General features: G+C 40.6%; 16 protein-coding genes. 3 read left to right on the forward strand and 13 right to left on the reverse strand.

Annotation, left to right across the window (positions count from 1 at the left end; genetic code table 11):
* The first annotated feature begins 5 nt into the window (after positions 1-5).
* Both IE104_RS01560 and IE104_RS01565 read left to right on the forward strand, forming a co-directional pair.
* The gene (locus tag IE104_RS01560; RefSeq protein WP_189415426.1) at positions 6-1,154 is read left to right on the forward strand and encodes a glycosyltransferase family 4 protein; all 1,149 of its coding nucleotides are present in this window, start codon (positions 6-8) and stop codon (positions 1,152-1,154) included.
* Entirely contained in the window at positions 1,151-1,906 is a 756-nt protein-coding gene (locus tag IE104_RS01565; protein ID WP_229837565.1) for a class I SAM-dependent methyltransferase, read from the forward strand. The genes IE104_RS01560 and IE104_RS01565 overlap by 4 nt, the downstream gene beginning before the upstream one ends.
* Here the strand turns inward: IE104_RS01565 and IE104_RS01570 are convergent.
* The 13 genes from IE104_RS01570 to nadC form a co-directional block, all read right to left on the reverse strand.
* Positions 1,899-3,035 carry a glycosyltransferase gene (locus IE104_RS01570; protein WP_189415428.1) on the reverse strand — a complete coding sequence of 379 codons (1,137 nt, stop codon included), beginning with the start codon at positions 3,033-3,035 and terminating at the stop codon, positions 1,899-1,901. The two genes, IE104_RS01565 and IE104_RS01570, sit on opposite strands and share 8 nt — an antisense overlap.
* Positions 3,016-4,134 carry a UDP-galactopyranose mutase gene (gene glf / locus IE104_RS01575; RefSeq protein WP_189415429.1) on the reverse strand — a complete coding sequence of 373 codons (1,119 nt, stop codon included), beginning with the start codon at positions 4,132-4,134 and terminating at the stop codon, positions 3,016-3,018. The genes IE104_RS01570 and glf overlap by 20 nt, the downstream gene beginning before the upstream one ends.
* On the reverse strand, positions 4,134-5,177 hold the full coding sequence (locus tag IE104_RS01580) for a glycosyltransferase family 2 protein (RefSeq protein WP_189415431.1): 1,044 nt from the start codon (positions 5,175-5,177) through the stop codon (positions 4,134-4,136). Before IE104_RS01580 ends, glf begins: the two co-directional genes overlap by 1 nt.
* A 7-nt stretch (positions 5,178-5,184) precedes the next feature.
* The gene (locus IE104_RS01585) at positions 5,185-6,183 is read right to left on the reverse strand and encodes a beta-1,6-N-acetylglucosaminyltransferase (protein ID WP_189415433.1); all 999 of its coding nucleotides are present in this window, start codon (positions 6,181-6,183) and stop codon (positions 5,185-5,187) included.
* Positions 6,184-6,206: 23 nt separating this feature from the next.
* The gene (gene wzx / locus IE104_RS01590) at positions 6,207-7,586 is read right to left on the reverse strand and encodes an O-unit flippase-like protein (RefSeq protein ID WP_189415435.1); all 1,380 of its coding nucleotides are present in this window, start codon (positions 7,584-7,586) and stop codon (positions 6,207-6,209) included.
* Complete coding sequence (locus IE104_RS01595; RefSeq protein WP_189415437.1) at positions 7,583-8,509, reverse strand: NAD-dependent epimerase/dehydratase family protein; 927 nt, start codon at positions 8,507-8,509, stop codon at positions 7,583-7,585. The genes wzx and IE104_RS01595 overlap by 4 nt, the downstream gene beginning before the upstream one ends.
* A 9-nt stretch (positions 8,510-8,518) precedes the next feature.
* Positions 8,519-9,058 (reverse strand): dTDP-4-dehydrorhamnose 3,5-epimerase family protein, encoded by a 540-nt coding sequence (locus IE104_RS01600; RefSeq protein ID WP_229837566.1) that lies wholly within the window; start codon positions 9,056-9,058, stop codon positions 8,519-8,521.
* A complete protein-coding gene (locus tag IE104_RS01605) occupies positions 9,055-10,164 on the reverse strand; it encodes a glycosyltransferase family 2 protein (RefSeq protein WP_189415439.1) in 1,110 nt (369 codons plus the stop codon). Before IE104_RS01605 ends, IE104_RS01600 begins: the two co-directional genes overlap by 4 nt.
* Before the next feature lie 19 nt (positions 10,165-10,183).
* A complete protein-coding gene (rfbH, locus tag IE104_RS01610) occupies positions 10,184-11,494 on the reverse strand; it encodes a lipopolysaccharide biosynthesis protein RfbH (RefSeq protein WP_189415440.1) in 1,311 nt (436 codons plus the stop codon).
* 21 nt (positions 11,495-11,515) lie between these two features.
* Positions 11,516-12,592, reverse strand: a complete 1,077-nt coding sequence (gene rfbG / locus IE104_RS01615) for a CDP-glucose 4,6-dehydratase (RefSeq protein ID WP_189415442.1) — start codon at positions 12,590-12,592, stop codon at positions 11,516-11,518.
* Between the two features lie 6 nt (positions 12,593-12,598).
* Positions 12,599-13,372, reverse strand: coding sequence for a glucose-1-phosphate cytidylyltransferase (gene rfbF / locus IE104_RS01620; RefSeq protein WP_189415444.1), 774 nt, complete (start codon positions 13,370-13,372; stop codon positions 12,599-12,601).
* A 12-nt stretch (positions 13,373-13,384) separates the two neighbouring features.
* The gene (locus IE104_RS01625) at positions 13,385-14,383 is read right to left on the reverse strand and encodes an FAD-binding oxidoreductase (protein WP_189415446.1); all 999 of its coding nucleotides are present in this window, start codon (positions 14,381-14,383) and stop codon (positions 13,385-13,387) included.
* Between the two features lie 67 nt (positions 14,384-14,450).
* Positions 14,451-15,308 carry a carboxylating nicotinate-nucleotide diphosphorylase gene (gene nadC, locus IE104_RS01630; RefSeq protein ID WP_189415448.1) on the reverse strand — a complete coding sequence of 286 codons (858 nt, stop codon included), beginning with the start codon at positions 15,306-15,308 and terminating at the stop codon, positions 14,451-14,453.
* 289 nt (positions 15,309-15,597) lie between these two features.
* Here nadC and IE104_RS01635 point away from each other — a divergent pair, with 289 nt between their 5' ends.
* On the forward strand, positions 15,598-18,246 hold the full coding sequence (locus tag IE104_RS01635) for a DUF1631 domain-containing protein (RefSeq protein ID WP_189415450.1): 2,649 nt from the start codon (positions 15,598-15,600) through the stop codon (positions 18,244-18,246).
* Positions 18,247-18,266: the final 20 nt, after the last annotated feature.

Raw genomic sequence — 18,266 nt, forward strand, 5'->3', positions numbered from 1 at the left:
TCCAAATGAAACCCAAAAAAATACTGCATGTAACTAGAAACTTTCCACCCTTGATTGGCGGTATGGAAAAGCTAAACTTTAATATATTTCATGCATTAAATTCACATTTCGAAGTTTCCGTCTCTGGTCCTACGGGAAGCTCCAGCTTTCATAAAGTATCAAGCTTTGTTGAGTTTCCTTCTGCACCTTTATGGTTTTATTTAATTTCAAGCTTGCTTAAAACATTACGGTTAGCTAGAAGTGAGCGCCCTAATATTGTTTTCTGTGGTAGTGGCGCAGCTATATTGGCGGGATATTTTTCTGCCAAACTTACAGGTGCGAAATTAGTTTGCTATCTACATGGGCTTGATATAGTTGCTAAAAGTATTGTTTATCAATTGATTTTTATACCGCTTATAAAAAAATCCGATTTACTACTTGTGAATAGTCGACACACATGTAATTTAGCTTTGAGGGCAGGTTTTGATTCTGGGAGAATAAAAATCCTTTCTCCTGGAACATTTATACCTGAACATACGGATAGTCTTCATTTAAAGCGAAGCTTTTGTAAGAAATATAAACTTCAGGATGTTCCATTTTTATTAATTGCGGGAAGAATAACAAAACGTAAAGGTATTGAAGAGTTTATTGTTCATGTAATGCAAAAATTGGTATCACAACATCCAGAATTAACGTTAGTCGTTATTGGTGATGAAGCATTACAGGCAATAAAACAGCACGATGGAGTAAAAGAAAAAATCGTCCAGCGAGTCTATGCGTTGGGGCTGCAGGATAATGTCAGGTTTCTAGGTGGTGTTGATGATCAAACATTATCAGCAGCATTTTTTAGTGCAAAAATGTTAGTTTTTCCTGTGCTTGATTTAGCTAATGATGTTGAGGGGTTTGGTATGGTAGCGATAGAAGCAGCTGCCCATGGCCTATGCTCTGTAGGCTTTAGTGTTGGTGGCGTGCCTGACGCTATATCAACCGAGAAATCTGGCTGGCTAGTGGAGCCGGGACATTATGATGAAATGAGGGACGTTATTTTAGATAAGCTTAAAGTAAATTCATTAGATAAAATAACCAGTGAAACATGCATAGATTTTGCTCGTGAATTTGAGTGGAAGAAATTTAACGAGAAATTGTATGCTGTTTTAAACGAGGAGACTGTATGACTCTAGAGATGAAAGAGCGACGCCCTCATGCGGTATTAAATCTTGAGACGCGTTATTTAAAAGCAAAAAAGATAGAGTTGTTGATATCGTCTAATAGATTGAAAGAGCCTATAAGACTGTTGGAAGTTGGAACCGGATCAGGAGGCATAGCTTATTATTTTTCCAGCTTGTCAGATATAGAATATGAAGTAACAGCTGTAGATGTCAAAGACAATCGTTTAACGGAAGAGGGATTTGAATTTCAATTGGTTGAAGGAGTTGAGCTTCCTTATGATAATGAGTCATTTGATGTTGTAATATCTAATCACGTTATTGAACACGTTGGCGATTTAACCTCTCAGCTTGAACATTTGAGTGAGTTGAATCGAGTCCTCACAAAAAGCGGCATTGGTTATTTGGCTGTACCTAATCGATGGATGTTGGTTGAGCCGCACTATAAATTAATTTTCCTAAGCTGGTTGCCAAAATTTTTGAGATCGCCTTACCTAAGGCTTTTTGGAAAAGGCCATTATTACGATTGCGAACCGCTTCAAAAACATGAAATTGAATCTATGTTTAAGAAAACAAATTTTGAGTTTAAAAATGTATGTGTGAGGGCTTTGAAATTAACTTTTGATATTGAAATGCCTAATTCATTACCTGCTCGGGTTATAAAATATATACCGACTTTTATGATCGAGCTATTTACCCCTCTTATTCCTACTCTTATTTACACGATTCGAAAATCAGAAGAAAAAAAAAGGCTTAATTAGCTTGCTGGATTACGATTCTATAAGTTGTTTCTAATTTTTTGCTCTGAGTCGCCCAATCTTCTATCAATAAATCTGGGTAAGAAGGTGTTTCAAGTTGTTTCGTGACAGCTGATACTAAGCTGTTGCAATCATCCGGCATGTAGCATTCATTTCTCGTACTTGAAAACAATTCTTGCATGTCACCGATACTTGCAACAACCATAGGTATTTTGCAGGCTGCCATCTCATAAGCTTTTTGCGGAAAACTCAGCTGCCCATATTTCGTGTCTCTCAAGTAAACAATTCCTACATCTAATGAGCAGAATAATTCAGCTACTTTTTCGTGCGTCAGTTTTCCCAAGTAAAGTATTCTATCGTGAATTGGAACAGGGCATGTTGAATCAAGACTCCCTGCTACTACGCATATTAGATTAGGATTTGTCTCCACTAGAATATTGAACGCGTTATAAACCGTCTCAATGCCTTTTTCTTTACTTAAACCGCCGGCGGTACCAACAATCAATGCGTCCAGAGGAAGGTTTAATAACTTTCGATTTTCGATTTTATTGCGAGGATAAAAAATAGATTGATTGATAGTGCTTGGTAAAGAAATTACTTCAGTATCTAAGGGTGTAATAGTTTTAATGTGGCTGCTCAATGATTTGGATACACAACTAATTGCTGCAGACTTTCTTAGTGCTTTCTTATAAAGCATTTTTACAAAAGGGATTTTGGCCAAACCAAAAGTTTCAAAATCATCGTATAGATCAGCCGCATAAGTACATCCCATTTTTTTTGCGACCCATTGACCCAGGATAACGTGTAAGCAATCCGATGCTCCTACAATAATATCGGGCTTAAATTGATAGGCAATTTTTAAAAGATCAAAAGGAAAGAGGAATAATGATTGCCGATATTTTCCCGCTGAAATACCTATCCAACGAAGGCTACCTGAATCCGTATGGTGAAATTCATCTTTAGATGTGCATTCGCGATAGCTTAAACATACACCTAAAACATGGTTGCCTAATTTTGCAAGTTGAAATGGTTGTTCATAAAGACGTGCGTAGCGATCTTCAATAACATCATGTCCCATGTATTGCCGTTTGCATAAATAAAGAATGCGCATATTAATTTTTAAACCGATCAATTAGTTTTTCAGAGGCTGATAATGCAGCTCCTACAACTTGATCCATGTTGTAATAACGATACTGGGCTAATCGGCCAACAAACGTTACATTATTTTCATTTTTTGCAAGAGTCTCGTATCGTTTAAAAATCGCCTCATTTGCATCATTAGGAATTGGGTAATAAGGATCGCCATCTGATTGCGGGTATTCTTTGACTGTGGATGAGCCCGAGTGTTGTTGCCCTGTTAAATGTTTAAATTCAGTAATGCGAGTATATTCATAATCATTAGGATAATTTATTGTGCCGACAGATTGTAATTTGTCTGTATTAGTAAAGTGCTCATGTTCAAATCGCAAGGATCTATAAGGAAGCTTCCCAAAGCAATAATTAAAGTATTCATCGATTGGGCCAGTGTAAACAACGTGATGATCTGAATACGTAGATTTTACATCACTAAAACTTACACCTATTTTCAATTCAATGTTTGGATGGCTTAACATAGATTCGAACATTTTCGAGTAGCCTCTCAAGGGCATTGCTTGATATTCGTCAGTAAAATAACGATCATCTGTATTAGTCCGTACGGGAATGCGAGCAGCAACACCCGCTTTTAATTGTGAGGGATCCACTCCCCATTGCTTTTTTGTGTAATTTAGAAAAAATTTTTCATACAAGTCTATACCCACGCTGTTTAGGACAACATCTTCGCTGGTTCGTATTTTTTCGCGTGGTTCTCGCACTCTTTCAAGGTATTTAGCTGCTTCAATTTCGTTTAAATTCAAGTTATATAATTGATTTAGAGTATCTCGATTGATAGGGAAGGGATACTGCTCTCCGTTTACAACACTAAGAACACGGTGTTCATATGGGCGCCATTCGGTAAAGTTCGACAGATATTTAAATATACGCTCGCTATTGGTGTGAAAAATATGTGGGCCATAGTTATGAATTAATAAACCATTTTGGTCATAAGAATCATATGCATTGCCGCCTATATGATTGCGTTTGTCGATAATAATAACATTATGACCAGACGCCGCTAATTCGCGAGCAATAACACAGCCCGAAAAGCCTGAGCCAACAATGAGAATATCTGTTGTTTTAATCTGGATGCTCATTAGGCACTTAGCCCCATACGTCGTAATATTTTGAATGCTTCCGAATTATAGTTCAGCTTAAGGACTGAGAGCGCAAATACATCAAAATTCATCAAGCTACTCGGTTTTATCCACGTTAGTAGATGGGAGGAAAAATATTTTTTTCTCATCTCTCCTCCCAAAGGGGCTGCGCGAATGCATGCACGAATCCATTGGCTGGCGACAATCGAATTAAATTCTGATGATTTTTTTTCACACAATAAAAAAGTAAGCCACTCTTCAATTAGCTCTAATTCTCTAAGAGTGCAAATGGACTGAGGTGCCCTAATTGTATTATGAACTAAAGCTTGCTGTTCAGTAGGAAAAACCCCAATACTTTGTAAAGCGTTCACTCGAATCTGTCTTGTGATTAATTCCATTCTTTCTTTTTTTGCTTGAGTTGCTTGGGATGAATGTCTTCGATAATTTAACAGGGGCTCCGGTATGTTGTTGAATTTATATTTTTTAATTGCTCTAGAGAAAAAGTCATAATCTTCTGCTAAGTTGAACTCTTCTCTATAAGGAAAATCGTCAAACACCTCTCTTCTCGCCATGATAGTTGGATGACAAATAGTGTTTTGAAAAAGAAGCGATGCTTCGAGTGCTTGGTGAGACGTTGGCCATCGGGTTATTCGAGGCGCTCCTTGGCCAAACTCTTTAAACCAAGTCCCGCATAAGTCAACGTTATTTTCTGATAGAAATTTGACTTGCCTTTCCAGCCTTTGAGGGTGCGCTACGTCGTCTGCATCCATCCTTGCGATAAATTTTCCTTGAGCTTCAGCTATTGAACGATTCAATGAATAAACAATTCCGTTATTACACGGTTCGTTTATTATTTTGATGCTGGCGCTTTTCAGTGTGATGGTTTTTATTATTTTGAGGCTGTCGTCTTGTGATCCGTCGTTGAACACGAGTATTTCAAAATTATTGTAAGTTTGTTCAAGTATGCTATTAATGGATTTAGCAATCCATTTTTCGGCATTGAAACAAGGGATAATCACTGAAATTAGGGGGGGGGTACGCATTTTCGAGTTATTCGCTTAAGAGTTTTTTGAGATTTCGATCTATTTCATCCATTACTTGTTGATCTAGGGTTTGGTCAAACTTTCTGGCAAATAATTTTTCTGTTGATGCGCTGCTTATTTCAGCTATATCTTTTATCAAGAACGTTTTCGGTGATAAATCATTAGCTTTGTCCCAGCTTAGATAAACTATTTTGGGCTTTATAGCGGTTGTGTTATTTTCACATATGTTCACTAAGGCTGTTTGAAAAAACAATTCATCAGGAATTAAGGCATCTTTAAAAAAATTGCTGAAATTTGGATTTTTTTCAACAAAAGAAATGATCTTTTTCAGCGATATAGTGCGTAGTGCCCACCATTGAGAGCCGCCAAAAAAATCAACTTTTTTTAAGAGTTTCTTCTTTATGAAAATCTTTGATAATAATAATAAGTAAATTATTTTTTTATCTGACAAGGCTTTCCTGACTAATTTTAGCACGTTTTTAAGAATGCCTCTCGGCCTAAATGTAAACAACGTCGGGAGATAAATGAAGTCATTTCGTAGGCCCGAGAAATTTATTTTATAGGCTTGTATTCTATATATATATTTTTGGGGCCACGCCTCTTTAATTGGCTTGCAGTCTATAAAGTCATAATTTTCATTTTTTCGGAAAAAAGTTTTTATTTCGTCATTGTTGCGAATAGGGTAGTCCTGCCCGCTGATTAATATAACATGGCCATGTCTGCTGTGTTTTATGACTTCTCTTATGCAACTTAATGTAGCTTCTACAATTGAAAAGTCCCCCCAGCAACAGGGGGTTCTATTTTTTACAAAAAAGACCCTTTCACTTTCCTCCAAAAAATCTGCTATTGCTGAATTCAAATCAACGTGAACATATATGTACACGTCGTCCGAGACCAATTTTCGAATCAGTCTTTTGACTTGATCTGGATTTTTATGAGCAAGTATTATGTATATTATTTCATGCATATTTTTCGTTGCAGTACTTTTGGGGCGAAGCTTTTTCAAAAAATTGCTTTCAAAACGAGACCTTATGGCCTGAAAAAAATTGTCCTAACGTAGTCCTGATAAGTAAGTGCCAGTTGTTTAGCCGCTTCATAGGGCCATTTCCAATTATTATACAGTAATTGAACAATACCTTGAGTGAGAATTAGAAACCCTAAATTTGGGCTGGTTGCTTGCGTGGCTATAAGAATGCTTGCAGCTAATATGGTAGTGCCAGATATTAATGAGGATGCAAGGAAAGGGGTTGTATTGAGAGTGGTTAGATATGTAGCTGCCAGTGAATGATGTAGCTCCAAAAGCATAATCACCGAAAGCGCAACAAGCCAATTTATGGGGATAAGATGCGCGTTGCTTTTGAGCAAACTCAATAGCACATCTCCAAACGCTACTATGCACGTTGCGCCTGCCGCGAATACTGTCAAAGATAATATTTGCGATGAGATATAAAGTTCTTTTATATTTTGCTGCCGTCCTTGGGTTTGTAGGCGGTTAATGTGTGGCAATTGTAGTGTAAATATCATGGTTGTTAGCGCACTTATAAGTCCGAGAACCTGAAGGGTTAAACCATAAGCTGCTGTTATTTGAAGACCCATTGTGGCGCTGACGACAAAAAAATTCCCTCTTAGTATCAAGTAACTTCCTAGCTGAGCAAATCCTAATTTTTTGGAGGAGTGCCATAAAATCATAGTGTACTCAGGTACTTTAAAGAGATTTCTTTTTGCAGAACGAGTGGCGTTATAATTTTTTGAATTAAAAAAGTGCGCGTATAAACACCGTGAAACCAAGCAGGAGAATAAGCTCGCGATTGCTAGCCCGTTTAGCCCTAGGCCATACTGTAGAAGTGGAATTGCTACAATAATGGAGGTTAATCTGCTTGCAATTATAATTTTATTTGCTTTAGATTGTTCCCCTCTGCCAGTGAGTAACCCATTGTAGTAACCAAAGTACAGGTTAATAGAAATGCTTAATGCATATACGCACCATGATTGAAGTGTTTTGAGATCATCAATGCCCGAGTTTGCGTGGCTTATGAAGACATACCCTACGATCAATAGTATTGCAGAAGCAATTATAGCGATAATCCGATATATATATTTTGATGCTGCTATAAAGTCATGAAGTAGATTCACGTCAATTGTTTCAGTGCTTTTTCTGGGGACTCCTTCAATTAATATCTCTTTAGCACCTGCGTAAATATAAGCAGCTTGCCGAGCAATTGTGGGCTGAAAACCAAATTCGGCTAATTGAGCCAATCCCCCAATAGTTAAAAATATGTACCAAAGGCCAATCTCTCCTTCGCTCATATATTTTAAAACGAAAGGTAATAGTATTAGGCTCAAACCAAAGTTGGAGAAGTGCGCCATCCCACCCCAAAAAATCTCTTTTTTTGATATTTTAGCGTTCATTTTGCTGTCGTTGATTTCTCGATTCGTGCCTCATCGGTACTCGACGTCACCAATTTTCTTAGCCCCTCCTCAATGCTTACTTTGGGCTTCCAGTTCGGAAGTCTAATAAAATCTTTCCAGGTATACATTACCTCTCGATCCCTGTAATCGCGTGCACCCCATTTAACCTTTAGCTTTTGTGGGGATATTGAATTTAGAATATCAACAAGTTTCTTTAGTGTTATAGGCTTTTCTGAAGATATTCCATAGGTTAAATGGCTACTGTTTGGCGACTTTAAAATCAATTCGATCGCAACCAGAAAGGCATCTACAACGTCATCAACGTATACGAGATCAATTTCCTGCTCTCCTGGTGACATTTCAATTTGCAATGATTGCTTTGATGATTCAACTAGCATTGAAACAAGTTTTTTTCTCTTGTCATATAGGCCATATGTGTCAAAAATTCGCAAAGTGATTACATTGATACTTTGACTTTTAACATAAAACTCCAATAACTTTTCAAAGGCCTCTTTGGTGGCTGCGTATAAGCAGGTGGGATTGTATTTTTCATTATTAAAATTTTGCCAAGAGGTGCCAGTATTTATTATTTTCTTGCAGCCGCAGCGAACAATGGCATCGGTTATTATTGTTGGATATGTGATGTTGGAGTATAGCAAGTTTGTAACATCTTCTTTTTTGTGCTGTGTTATGTACAATGAGGCCAAATGTATAAAAATATCGGGAACGTTTTTCTTTAGGAACTCATCTAGCGCGTCTTCATTGCCGTCAAAAAAAAATATATTTTCCTTAGAAATCTTTTCTATTTCTTCGTCTAAACGAGATGTTCGAGTAATTAAAAATATTTGATTTCCGTTATCCAACAATTTTGCCACGAGGTTTGACCCTATAAACCCTGTTGCTCCAGATATTAGATATCTCATAGGATGACCTCAGAAAGGTGAATCAAATTCAGCGAGGGGTGCGAAGGACATATCCCGGTCAGAAACTGTCGGGTTTTCGATTGGCCACTTATATGCTAGTGATGACCATAATATACCTGTATCCAGTGACGCATTGTGGCTGCTGGTCACACAATAAATTAATGTGGAGTTATCTTCTTGTGATAAGAAGCCATGGGCCATGCCTCTGGGTATGTAAATAGCTTGAGGGACTTTTTCGGAAAGCTGAAATGCCTGACATTTGCCGTAGCTCTTTGAGCTCTTTCTGAGATCCACAACTACGTCAAGGACGTGACCGCTTGCGCAATGGACCAATTTTTCGTGATCCGCCGGTGGCAACTGGAAATGCATGCCTCTAACAACCCCTTTGTTTGATGAGGTATAGTAAATTTCCTGAAAGTTGGTCGCTAGATTGTGTTTTGCGAAAAAGTTGCTTTCAAAAATTTTTGTAAAGTAACCTCTGTTGTCATTATGCTTGGTAAAATTAATAATGAGACAGTTTTCTATTTCTGTTTTTATTATTTCAATCATGATAGTGATGAGTCCTGATTGGAGATGATATTAATTTTCAAAGCAGGTTCTATAGGGCGCCAGAGAAGCATCCATAATATCGCAATTATCGGGAATGCGTTATTGTTGAAAAATGGTTTTACAGTTGAAATGTTCAGCGTTGCCAGCGATTTTTCTGGGTTGAATTCATGATTAATTTTTGTGTATGCGACGTGTGCGTTAAGTCTTGATTGATATTGGGCTATTTTTTTTAGAATCTCCCGATGAAGACCTGATGTGCACAGCTTTTTAATTATGTTCATTTTCATAATGTAATCGTTACGTAGAAAGGCTTCGAGTGTCTCTACTCTCAAGCTTTCGTTTTCTTCTATCCGGTACGATGCCAATACTTTATTGAGTCTCTTTACTTTAATTCCTCCAAATATAGCTCTAACGATGAAGTCGTAATCGGCGGTGGGCCATAAGTTTTCGTTGAACCCACCTAAATTAACAGCAATTTTTTTTGGAATAAATGCGCCCAAGGTCCCTGGGAGCGGATTGCAATACAGTACGCGGCTTTGTCGGATTGTTACGATAGGGCGTAAGTAGTTCTCGACAGAATAGGGTAGGAGGAATTTTCTAACTGTTCGGATCAGATTTTTATCCGCGCTGGGATTGTATCCCCTGCCAAATTTTCTCGTTAGACAATATAGAATTGTGTCTTCATTTTTGGATTTCCACATTTCTTGTATAAAATCGGGAGCTAACAAATCATCGTCATTTAAAATTACCAGCCAAGGGGAATTGCATAGCATTATGCATCTGTTCCAGTTGCCGAACATTCCAATGTTTTTTTTGTTTCTGTATAGTTTTATTGAGGCCGGCAAAAGATCTTTTATCAGAGCCTCTATCTCTTCGTGCACGTCTGTATCCGTGCTGTTGTCAACGACGATAACTTCAATGTTTAAATTTGTTTTTTGATTGAGTGCAGATGATATCGCTTCTTTAAGTAGTTTCGCTCTATGATAAGTGGGAATCATGATTGAAACATCTGGTGCGGATTCAATTTTGTCACCCAGAATTAATTCTGCGTCTGCATCCTTATGCAGCAGAAAGTTATTATCTGTGTAGACCGTACTTTCATTCATAATTGATCTACACCTTGGCTTAAAAATTTAAACCAAAAAATTCTTCCAGCTTGTTTGCGATAAAATCAAAGTGTTCGAAATTCAGTGCGGGATAAATTCCCAGCCAGAGCGTATTGTTCATTGTCAAATCGGTGTTGGTCAAATCACCGACTACCCGATATTCTACCCCTTCAAAATACGGCTGCCTCGTTAAATTTCCAGCAAACAGTAATCGGCTACCTATTTTGTATTGATCTAAAAATTTCACAAGATCTACACGACGTGCACCGACGCTTTCCTTAAGCGTAATCGGAAAACCGAACCATGACGGCTCGCTGTCAAGTGTCGGCTGGGCTATATCTATGTGGTCAACTAAATTACCCAGTCTCGCTTTCAAAAGCTCGAAGTTACGCTTTCTTGCGTCAATGAGTTCTTGTGCGCGTTCCAGTTGAGCCAAACCACAAGCAGCTTGCATGTCGGTAATCTTTAGGTTGTAACCAATATGTGCGTACACATATTTATGGTCATATCCTGCGGGCAGCGTGCCAAAGCATTGTTCAAAGCGCTTGCCACAAGTGTTGTCACAACCTGGTGCGCAGTAACAATCTCTACCCCAATCTCTGAATGACTCGGCAATCATTTTCAGTTGTGAGTTATTAGTGAATACCGCCCCACCTTCACCCATAGTGATGTGATGAGCGGGATAAAAGCTTAGCGTAGCTATATCCCCAAAAGTTCCCACCATTTGACCGTTATATTTTGCTCCTAACGCATCGCAGCAATCTTCGACGAGCCATAAATTATATTTTTCGCAGATTTCCTTGACCTTCTTGATATTAAATGGGTTTCCAAGCGTGTGGGCAAGCATGATGGCTTTGGTTTTTGCGGTAATAGCATTTTCGATCAAATCGGCATTAATATTGTGCGTCGCTAAATCTATATCCACAAATACAGGCACAGCGCCAAACTGAACTATTGGGTTTACCGTTGTCGGAAATCCCGCAGCTACTCCAATAACCTCATCACCTTTTTGTATGGCACGGGCTCCAAGCTTGGGCGATGTGAGGGTGTTAAAGGCAACTAAGTTAGCAGAGGATCCTGAATTTACTGTGATGAGATGTTTTACTCCAATAAACTCAGCCAATTTTTTTTCAAACTCTAGGTTAAAGCGACCTGTGGTTAACCAGCAATCCAAAGATGCTTCAACCATTAATTCCATTTCGCGCGCACCAACTACTTTACCTGACGGGGGAATTACGGTTTCACCAGCAATAAAATTGTTTACTGGTGCGGCGGCCGCAAACTTTTTTACAAGTTTAACTATCTCTTGACGTATTTCATTTTGTGTCATGGTCATTCCTGTAGGGCAAGGCTAGATTGATTCTGTTGAAGACATAAAGTTTCTGATTTCGACTAAGGAGTAGGTGTCCATAGGCTCATTTGCCAGCCATGCCTGTTGCCAATCAATGATTTTTTTCAGAGTCTCTTCGAGGCTCCATATTGGTTGCCAGTTTAGTCTCGCTTTTGCTTTTGATATGTCCAATTTCAACGACTGGGCTTCATGTGGCTGAACTCCTGTGTCAAGTTTCCATGAAGCCCCGTCACTCCAGTGTGCAACCATTTTTTCTACAATCCACTCCACAGGCTTTACGTCTTTGTCATCTGGGCCGAAATTCCATCCTTCTGCAAAGGTAGAGCCGTATTCCGTCAATAGTTGGGCTAAGACTAAATACCCGCTGAGCGGTTCTAGTACATGTTGCCATGGTCGTGTAGATTTTGGATTTCGAACTATAACTGGTATCTTCTGCTCGAATGCTCTCAAGATATCCGGAATAAGACGATCAGCAGACCAGTCGCCGCCGCCAATGACATTTCCCGCGCGAGCAGAGGCTATTGCGGGTCCTTTAGCATCGTTAAAAAATGAACTTCTATAGGCAGAGGTTATTAACTCTGAGCAAGCTTTGCTATTGCTGTATGGGTCGTGTCCTCCCATAGGTTCGTTTTCACGATAACCCCAAATCCATTCTCTATTCTCATAACACTTGTCTGAGGTTACGTTCACAATGGCTTTTAAGTTGGAGCATCGGCGAGCGGCCTCAAAGACATTTAAGGTACCCATAATATTGGTTGAGTAGGTCTCCAATGGGTCCTGATAGGACAACCTTACGAGTGGTTGTGCAGCTAAGTGAAATATGATGTCCGGATCAAAATCTCTCATGATCTTCTCAAGAGTATTTAAGTCCCGGATGTCACCAAGGTTGGAGTTGATGTAGTTAGAAACTTTTGCTTCGTTATACATGCATAAGTCTGTGGGAGCTAACGCATAGCCTTTCACCTCAGCCCCTAAAGCATTCAACCAAAGCGTTAACCAGCTCCCCTTAAAACCTGTATGGCCTGTCAGGAAAACTTTTTTTCCGTTCCAAAACTTAACATTAATTAGGTTTTTCAAATTACATTATTTCCATTGTTTCCATGGAGCTGAATTGCTACTCCACAGCTCTTCAAGATAAATTTTGTCTCTCAGTGTATCCATAGGTTGCCAGAATCCGTCGTGCTCATAAGCCATCAGTTCACCACTTTCAGCAAGTTTTATTAGTGGCTGTTGTTCCCAGATAGTCGCATCGTTATCTATTAGATCTAGCACCTTGGGTGATAAAACAAAAAAGCCTCCATTAATCATTGCCCCATCACCTTTAGGTTTTTCCTTAAAGTTTTGCACTTGTCCGTTTTTTAAATCGAGCGCACCGAATCTTCCTATTGGGTAGGTGGCGGTGACGGTCGCTAATTTTCCATGAGATTTGTGATATGAAATTGTTTCGCTAATATTAACGTCGCTCACACCGTCACCATACGTCAAGCAAAAGGCTTCGTCATTTTCAATATAATCCCTTACCCGCTTCAATCGCCCACCTGTCATCGATTGAGCACCGGTGTCTACCAGTGTGACTTTCCACGGCTCGGCGCGATGATTGTGGATGTGCATTTGATTTGACGACAAATCAAAGGTGATATCTGACATATGTAAGAAATAATTTGCGAAATACTCTTTTATTACGTACCCCTTGTAGCCGCAACAAATAATAAATTCATTTACTCCGTGAAAAGAGTACATTTTTAATATGTGCCACAAAATTGGCATTCCACCGATTTCTACCATTGGTTTCGGCCTGACAGATGTTTCTTCGCTAAGTCGAGTACCAAGTCCTCCTGCCAAAATAACCGCTTTCATATGTGTATCCTGTTATGAGCTGTAAAACGCATCTGAAAAAAAACAATCTTCCTTTAAACCATTGAGTGTAAGTAGTAATTTAGCGCTATCTACCATTATCGGTGAGCCGCTTGCATATACCACCGCATCCTCTAAATTTGAATTGATTTGAAGTGCTGCATCTTGAACGTATCCATGCATTCCTTTCCAATCGCTATTTTTTCGGCTTAATATTAGATTGAACGCAATCTCTATCTTTCTAAAATTAGGTTCCCAATAAAATTCTTCGGGTGTCCTGTTGCCCCAATATATTTCAATTATTTTATCTTTTACCAGCATTGGATTTTGTTCAAATTGCTCAACCATGCTTTTGACCGGAGCGATGCCTGTACCTGTCGCTAGAAAAATGATGCGACGCTCTTTTTTTGAACGAAAAAAAAATGTGCCGTGCGGTCCATTAAAGCGTAAGAGATCAGAAACTTGTGCTGCATTAAACCAGTACTGGCTCATGATGCCATTCGCGATTTTACGAACTTGTAATTCGATTTTTCCTTCTGAATTGAAATTATTGGCGATTGAGTAGCTGCGATGAGCTCCTGTGGGGCCGATAATGTTAATATATTGTCCAGCTAGGCAACTGAAGGAATTATTTGGCGGTAAACGTAAAACTATGCGAGCAATATCTTGAGCCACAAATTCTATCGAATCAATTCGACTTGGCAGGGTTAATATTTGAATTTTGCCTAGATCACCCAGATCGCTTATATTTAAACTCAAATCACTTTTGGCTGTCCTACAGCATGTTAGTATTATTCCGTTACTTATTTCTTCCTCTGATAAAGACGTTTCTGGCCGGATTAAGCAGGTGTCGCCATTTATTACTTTGGCTTTGCAAACCCCACACTTTCCTGTACGGCAACTATGCTCCAAAATCAGGCCGGCGGTTTTCGCTGAGTCTAAAATTGATGCGCCCTCGGTACTTGAAAAACAATTTGAATTGCTTAAAGTTACTTTGGCAACACTAGGTGGCATATTGCTCTCAATTATATTGAATGGAACTTTAGTTTTATGTGAATAATTATTTTGGAAAGAGAAATAATTAATTATCAACCCGCATCGACAAATCCACTGCCCGACAATGCTTCGTCAGCGCCCCAATCGAAATAAAATCCACACCGGTTTCTGCAATTAAGGGAAGTGTGCTTTCAGTTACATTCCCCGAAGCTTCAAGCTTAGCTTGTCTTGCGTTAATCGCTACTGCTTCTCGCATATTATCCAAGGTAAAGTTATCAAGCATGATGATGTCCGCATTTGCGGTGAGTGCTTGGTTCAGTTCTTCCAGAGTTTCAACTTCTACCTCAACGGGTTTGCCAGGGGCGATTGTTCGTGCTGTTGCTACTGCATGGGCAATTCCGCCACAGGCTGCGATGTGATTTTCTTTGATAAGGAAAGCATCGTAGAGGCCGATACGATGGTTATGGCAGCCACCGCAGGCTACAGCATATTTTTGGGCATCCCTCAACCCTGGCAAGGTTTTCCGGGTATCCAGGAGTTTTACCTGCGTGTGCGCTACTAGTCGCGCGTAATAGCGGCTGACAGTGGCTGTTCCAGATAGTGTTTGTACAAAATTTAACGCGGCGCGCTCACCTGTTAGGAGGCTGCGGGCATTGCCTTTTAAGGTAAACAAAGTGCTATTCGCTGCTGCAAAGTCACCGTCATCAATGTGCCATTCAATAACAACGCTCGGGTCAATTTGTGCGAAGACTTCAATAACCCAGTCTTTACCGCAGAAAACGCAATCTTCACGGGTGATAACACTTGCCTTAGCGAGCTGATCGGCTGGAATCAATTGCGCGGTAATATCTCCCGAGCCTATGTCTTCATGTAATGCAGCTTTTACGTTTTCGCGAATGCTCTCATTAAGGTGTGGAATACGTTGGGCGAAGATAGGGTTCATGTGGGTGATCTAATCTCAAAGTGATTTAGCAAATATACCTTAATTAACATCTTTTGCGCGCAAATCAGTTTTTCGCAAGAGGTTTGTATGATTTTTTGACATGTGAACTACGTTTATTTTTTATAGCACTTGGTTTCACGATTTTATGAAAATCATGTGAAATTATATAAGGAAATGCTCAACTTATCGCTATTTGTGATATGGCTCTCGCCTTGAGCATTTGGCGCTAGAGAGCGCACCTTAGTTGGATATACTTAGATAACCAAAGTCTACTTTGATGGTTGGCATCATGTCTGAACAAATCCGTCCTGAGCAAAATAATGTAGTGCAACTGAACCCCGAACGTACAACGGGGCAGCCACCGGCAATTATTTTGGCGCGCCTGCCCGCCGCGATGCATTCATTGCGTGATAAGGCTCGCCAGCAGCTGCAGGGTTTACTGCGCGACCTGTTTGATAAGGTTGATGATGCGATGTTCGAGTTGGCTGACAAGGCCAACAACAACCACGAACAAAATTTGTATTTCGATTCAATGCGCGAAGTTCGTCTTCGTCGCCGTGCCATGGAGACTGCTTTTTTTCGCAGTATCGACATTCGCTTCGCACAGTTGTTGGATCACAACGCCTACCGTGATGAGCTTCAAGCAGAGGCAAAAGAATTCTCGTTGGATGATCTTTCTCTCGTTAAAAATGACGATCTTGAAGAGATGGTGGCGATTGAGGGTATGGTCAACAAGGCTAACGAGCAGTTTGCTGAGCCTATCCAGCACTTGACCCTGCGAATTGATCATCTTGTACCCATCAAGGTTTATCAAAAGAACAACCCTCTCGGTGTAGATGTTATTTGTAACGCCTTTAATGATGCTGCAAAAAGCCTTTCCATTGATGTTAAAGCGAAGCTCGTACTCTTTAAGCTTTTCGACAATATGGTTATGACCAAGTTGGGTGGCTTGTTCCAATCGCTCAACCAGTTGTTGATTGAAGCTAATATTCTGCCGTCTTTAAAACAAGCCGTGCGAGCCAAGCGTCCTGGACCATCTACCCAAGAGCACTACGGTTCGGGCTTATCTGCTAGTTTGACTGAGGAAGAAGCCAGCGCACCGCAAGTTAATAAGGCTGGTGGCGGAACCGCACAGGTTGGTGGCGGGATTGTTACGTCCTATGACGACCAAACTAATCAAGTTCTGCATAGTTTGCGCGACCTTTTGGGCTCCCGTGGTGGTGCTCGTGGGGCAGGCGAGCGTATTGCCGGTGGCGAGGTTGTCGCAAGCCAGGATTTGGTGAGGATTCTATCCCTTGCCCAGCACCAAAATACCTTTACCCAAGCACCCGTAAACGGCGCTGTTACACCCATTAATATTCGCGATTTGCTTCAAAGCTTGTTAATTAATGAACATCAAAAGCCGCAAGCGATTAATGCTGTTGACGACGATGTTATTAACCTCGTCAGCATGATGTTCGATTTTATCCTGGATGATCGCAACCTCGCGTCCCCCATGAAGGCTTTGATCGGTCGTTTGCAAATCCCTATGGTTAAGGTTGCGATTGCTGATAAAACCTTTTTCAGCAAAGGCGGTCATCCAGCTCGTCGTCTGTTAAACGAAATGGCGATGGCTGCGCTGGGCTGGCAAGAATCCAGCGAAGAGAATCAGCGCAAAGACAGTTTGTTCAATAAAATGGAATCTATTGTGCAAACCATTCTGTCGGACTTTGAAACCGACATGGCTATTTTCAATAACTTGTTAACTGATTTCCGCTCTTTCCTTGAGAAGGATAAGCGTCGCGCGCAAATTTTAGAGCAGCGCACTATTGATGCTGAAGATGGTAAAGCCAAGTCAGAGCGCGCCCGTTTGCAGGTTGATTCCGTATTGAATCGTCTGACATCCGGTCACGATCTACCCTTGCCAGCGCAAAAATTATTGCGCGATGCCTGGGGTAATGTGCTGTTTATCATTTCGCTAAAACAGGGTGTAGAAAGCCCCGAATGGCAAGCTGGTATTCGTACCGCACAACAGTTGGTGTGGAGTTTGACTGCGCCAATGTCTAAGGAAAACCGCCAGGGTTTGTTGAAGCTGGTTCCGCAATTATTGCAAAAATTGCGCGTTGGCTTGGAAGATATTTCCTACAGTCCGTTTGAAACTACGCAACTATTTAAGCAATTGGAAACCCTGCATTTGGCGCGTTTGCGCTCCGTACCAAAAATTGAGGATGCACCAGCTGCGCCACAAATTAAAGTTAAGCTGGCTGATGTTCCGACTCCGGCGGTCGCCGTTACTCGCGTAAAAGTTGCGGAAGTTCCCGCTCCTGTTACAGCTGCGCCTAAAGCAGAGCTTGCAGAAGTTGTTGCAGATGCTGCGGATGAGATTTCATCGGCCACTAATGTATCTGCCGCAAATGAACCTGTGGTTGATAGTGTTGTTGAAGAAATAACTCCAGTGTCGGTTGTTTCGGTTGTGGCAGATGTTGCTGCAGAAAGCACAAATGATGTGATGCAAGCGACTCAAGTCGAGGCTGTTGATATTCCAGTGTTGGAAGAAGTCGTAGCGACACCTGCAGTTGAACCTTTGGTTCCCGTGGGCGCGACATTAGAGTCGCTAGAGACTTTCGTTGTAGTAAACGACGAGCCTCTTTTTGATGTAGGTGCAGATAGTTTGCCCGAGGGCGACCAACATTTATCTTTGGTTGGAAACCTTACCCAAGGCAGCTGGTTCGAAATGCAAAGCGAAGATGGTCAAAAATTCCGCAGTCGTCTTGCAGCTATTATCCGCGCCACCGGCAAGTATATTTTCGTGAACCGTTCTGGCGTGAAGGTTGCGGAAGAAACTCGCATGAGTCTTGCGTTGGCGCTTAAATCTGGCCGCTTGCAGGTGCTTGATGACGGTATGTTATTTGACCGCGCGCTTGAAGCCGTTATTGGTAATCTTCGCAGCAGCCGTTAAGTCATGGCTGCATCCTTTGC

It is taken from the genome of Cellvibrio zantedeschiae, from assembly GCF_014652535.1.
GTDB lineage: Bacteria > Pseudomonadota > Gammaproteobacteria > Pseudomonadales > Cellvibrionaceae > Cellvibrio > Cellvibrio zantedeschiae.

What these genes read in the sequence shown, in the direction of transcription:
- glf (WP_189415429.1), bottom strand. Translation starts at nt 4,134, where the DNA reads ATGAGCATCCAGATTAAAACAACAGATATTCTCATTGTTGGCTCAGGC.
- IE104_RS01565 (WP_229837565.1), top strand. Translation starts at nt 1,151, where the DNA reads ATGACTCTAGAGATGAAAGAGCGACGCCCTCATGCGGTATTAAATCTT.
- IE104_RS01580 (WP_189415431.1), bottom strand. Translation starts at nt 5,177, where the DNA reads ATGCGTACCCCCCCCCTAATTTCAGTGATTATCCCTTGTTTCAATGCC.
- IE104_RS01635 (WP_189415450.1), top strand. Translation starts at nt 15,598, where the DNA reads ATGTCTGAACAAATCCGTCCTGAGCAAAATAATGTAGTGCAACTGAAC.
- IE104_RS01625 (WP_189415446.1), bottom strand. Translation starts at nt 14,383, where the DNA reads ATGCCACCTAGTGTTGCCAAAGTAACTTTAAGCAATTCAAATTGTTTT.
- nadC (WP_189415448.1), bottom strand. Translation starts at nt 15,308, where the DNA reads ATGAACCCTATCTTCGCCCAACGTATTCCACACCTTAATGAGAGCATT.
- IE104_RS01595 (WP_189415437.1), bottom strand. Translation starts at nt 8,509, where the DNA reads ATGAGATATCTAATATCTGGAGCAACAGGGTTTATAGGGTCAAACCTC.
- IE104_RS01600 (WP_229837566.1), bottom strand. Translation starts at nt 9,058, where the DNA reads ATGATTGAAATAATAAAAACAGAAATAGAAAACTGTCTCATTATTAAT.
- wzx (WP_189415435.1), bottom strand. Translation starts at nt 7,586, where the DNA reads ATGAACGCTAAAATATCAAAAAAAGAGATTTTTTGGGGTGGGATGGCG.
- IE104_RS01560 (WP_189415426.1), top strand. Translation starts at nt 6, where the DNA reads ATGAAACCCAAAAAAATACTGCATGTAACTAGAAACTTTCCACCCTTG.
- rfbF (WP_189415444.1), bottom strand. Translation starts at nt 13,372, where the DNA reads ATGAAAGCGGTTATTTTGGCAGGAGGACTTGGTACTCGACTTAGCGAA.
- IE104_RS01605 (WP_189415439.1), bottom strand. Translation starts at nt 10,164, where the DNA reads ATGAATGAAAGTACGGTCTACACAGATAATAACTTTCTGCTGCATAAG.
- rfbH (WP_189415440.1), bottom strand. Translation starts at nt 11,494, where the DNA reads ATGACACAAAATGAAATACGTCAAGAGATAGTTAAACTTGTAAAAAAG.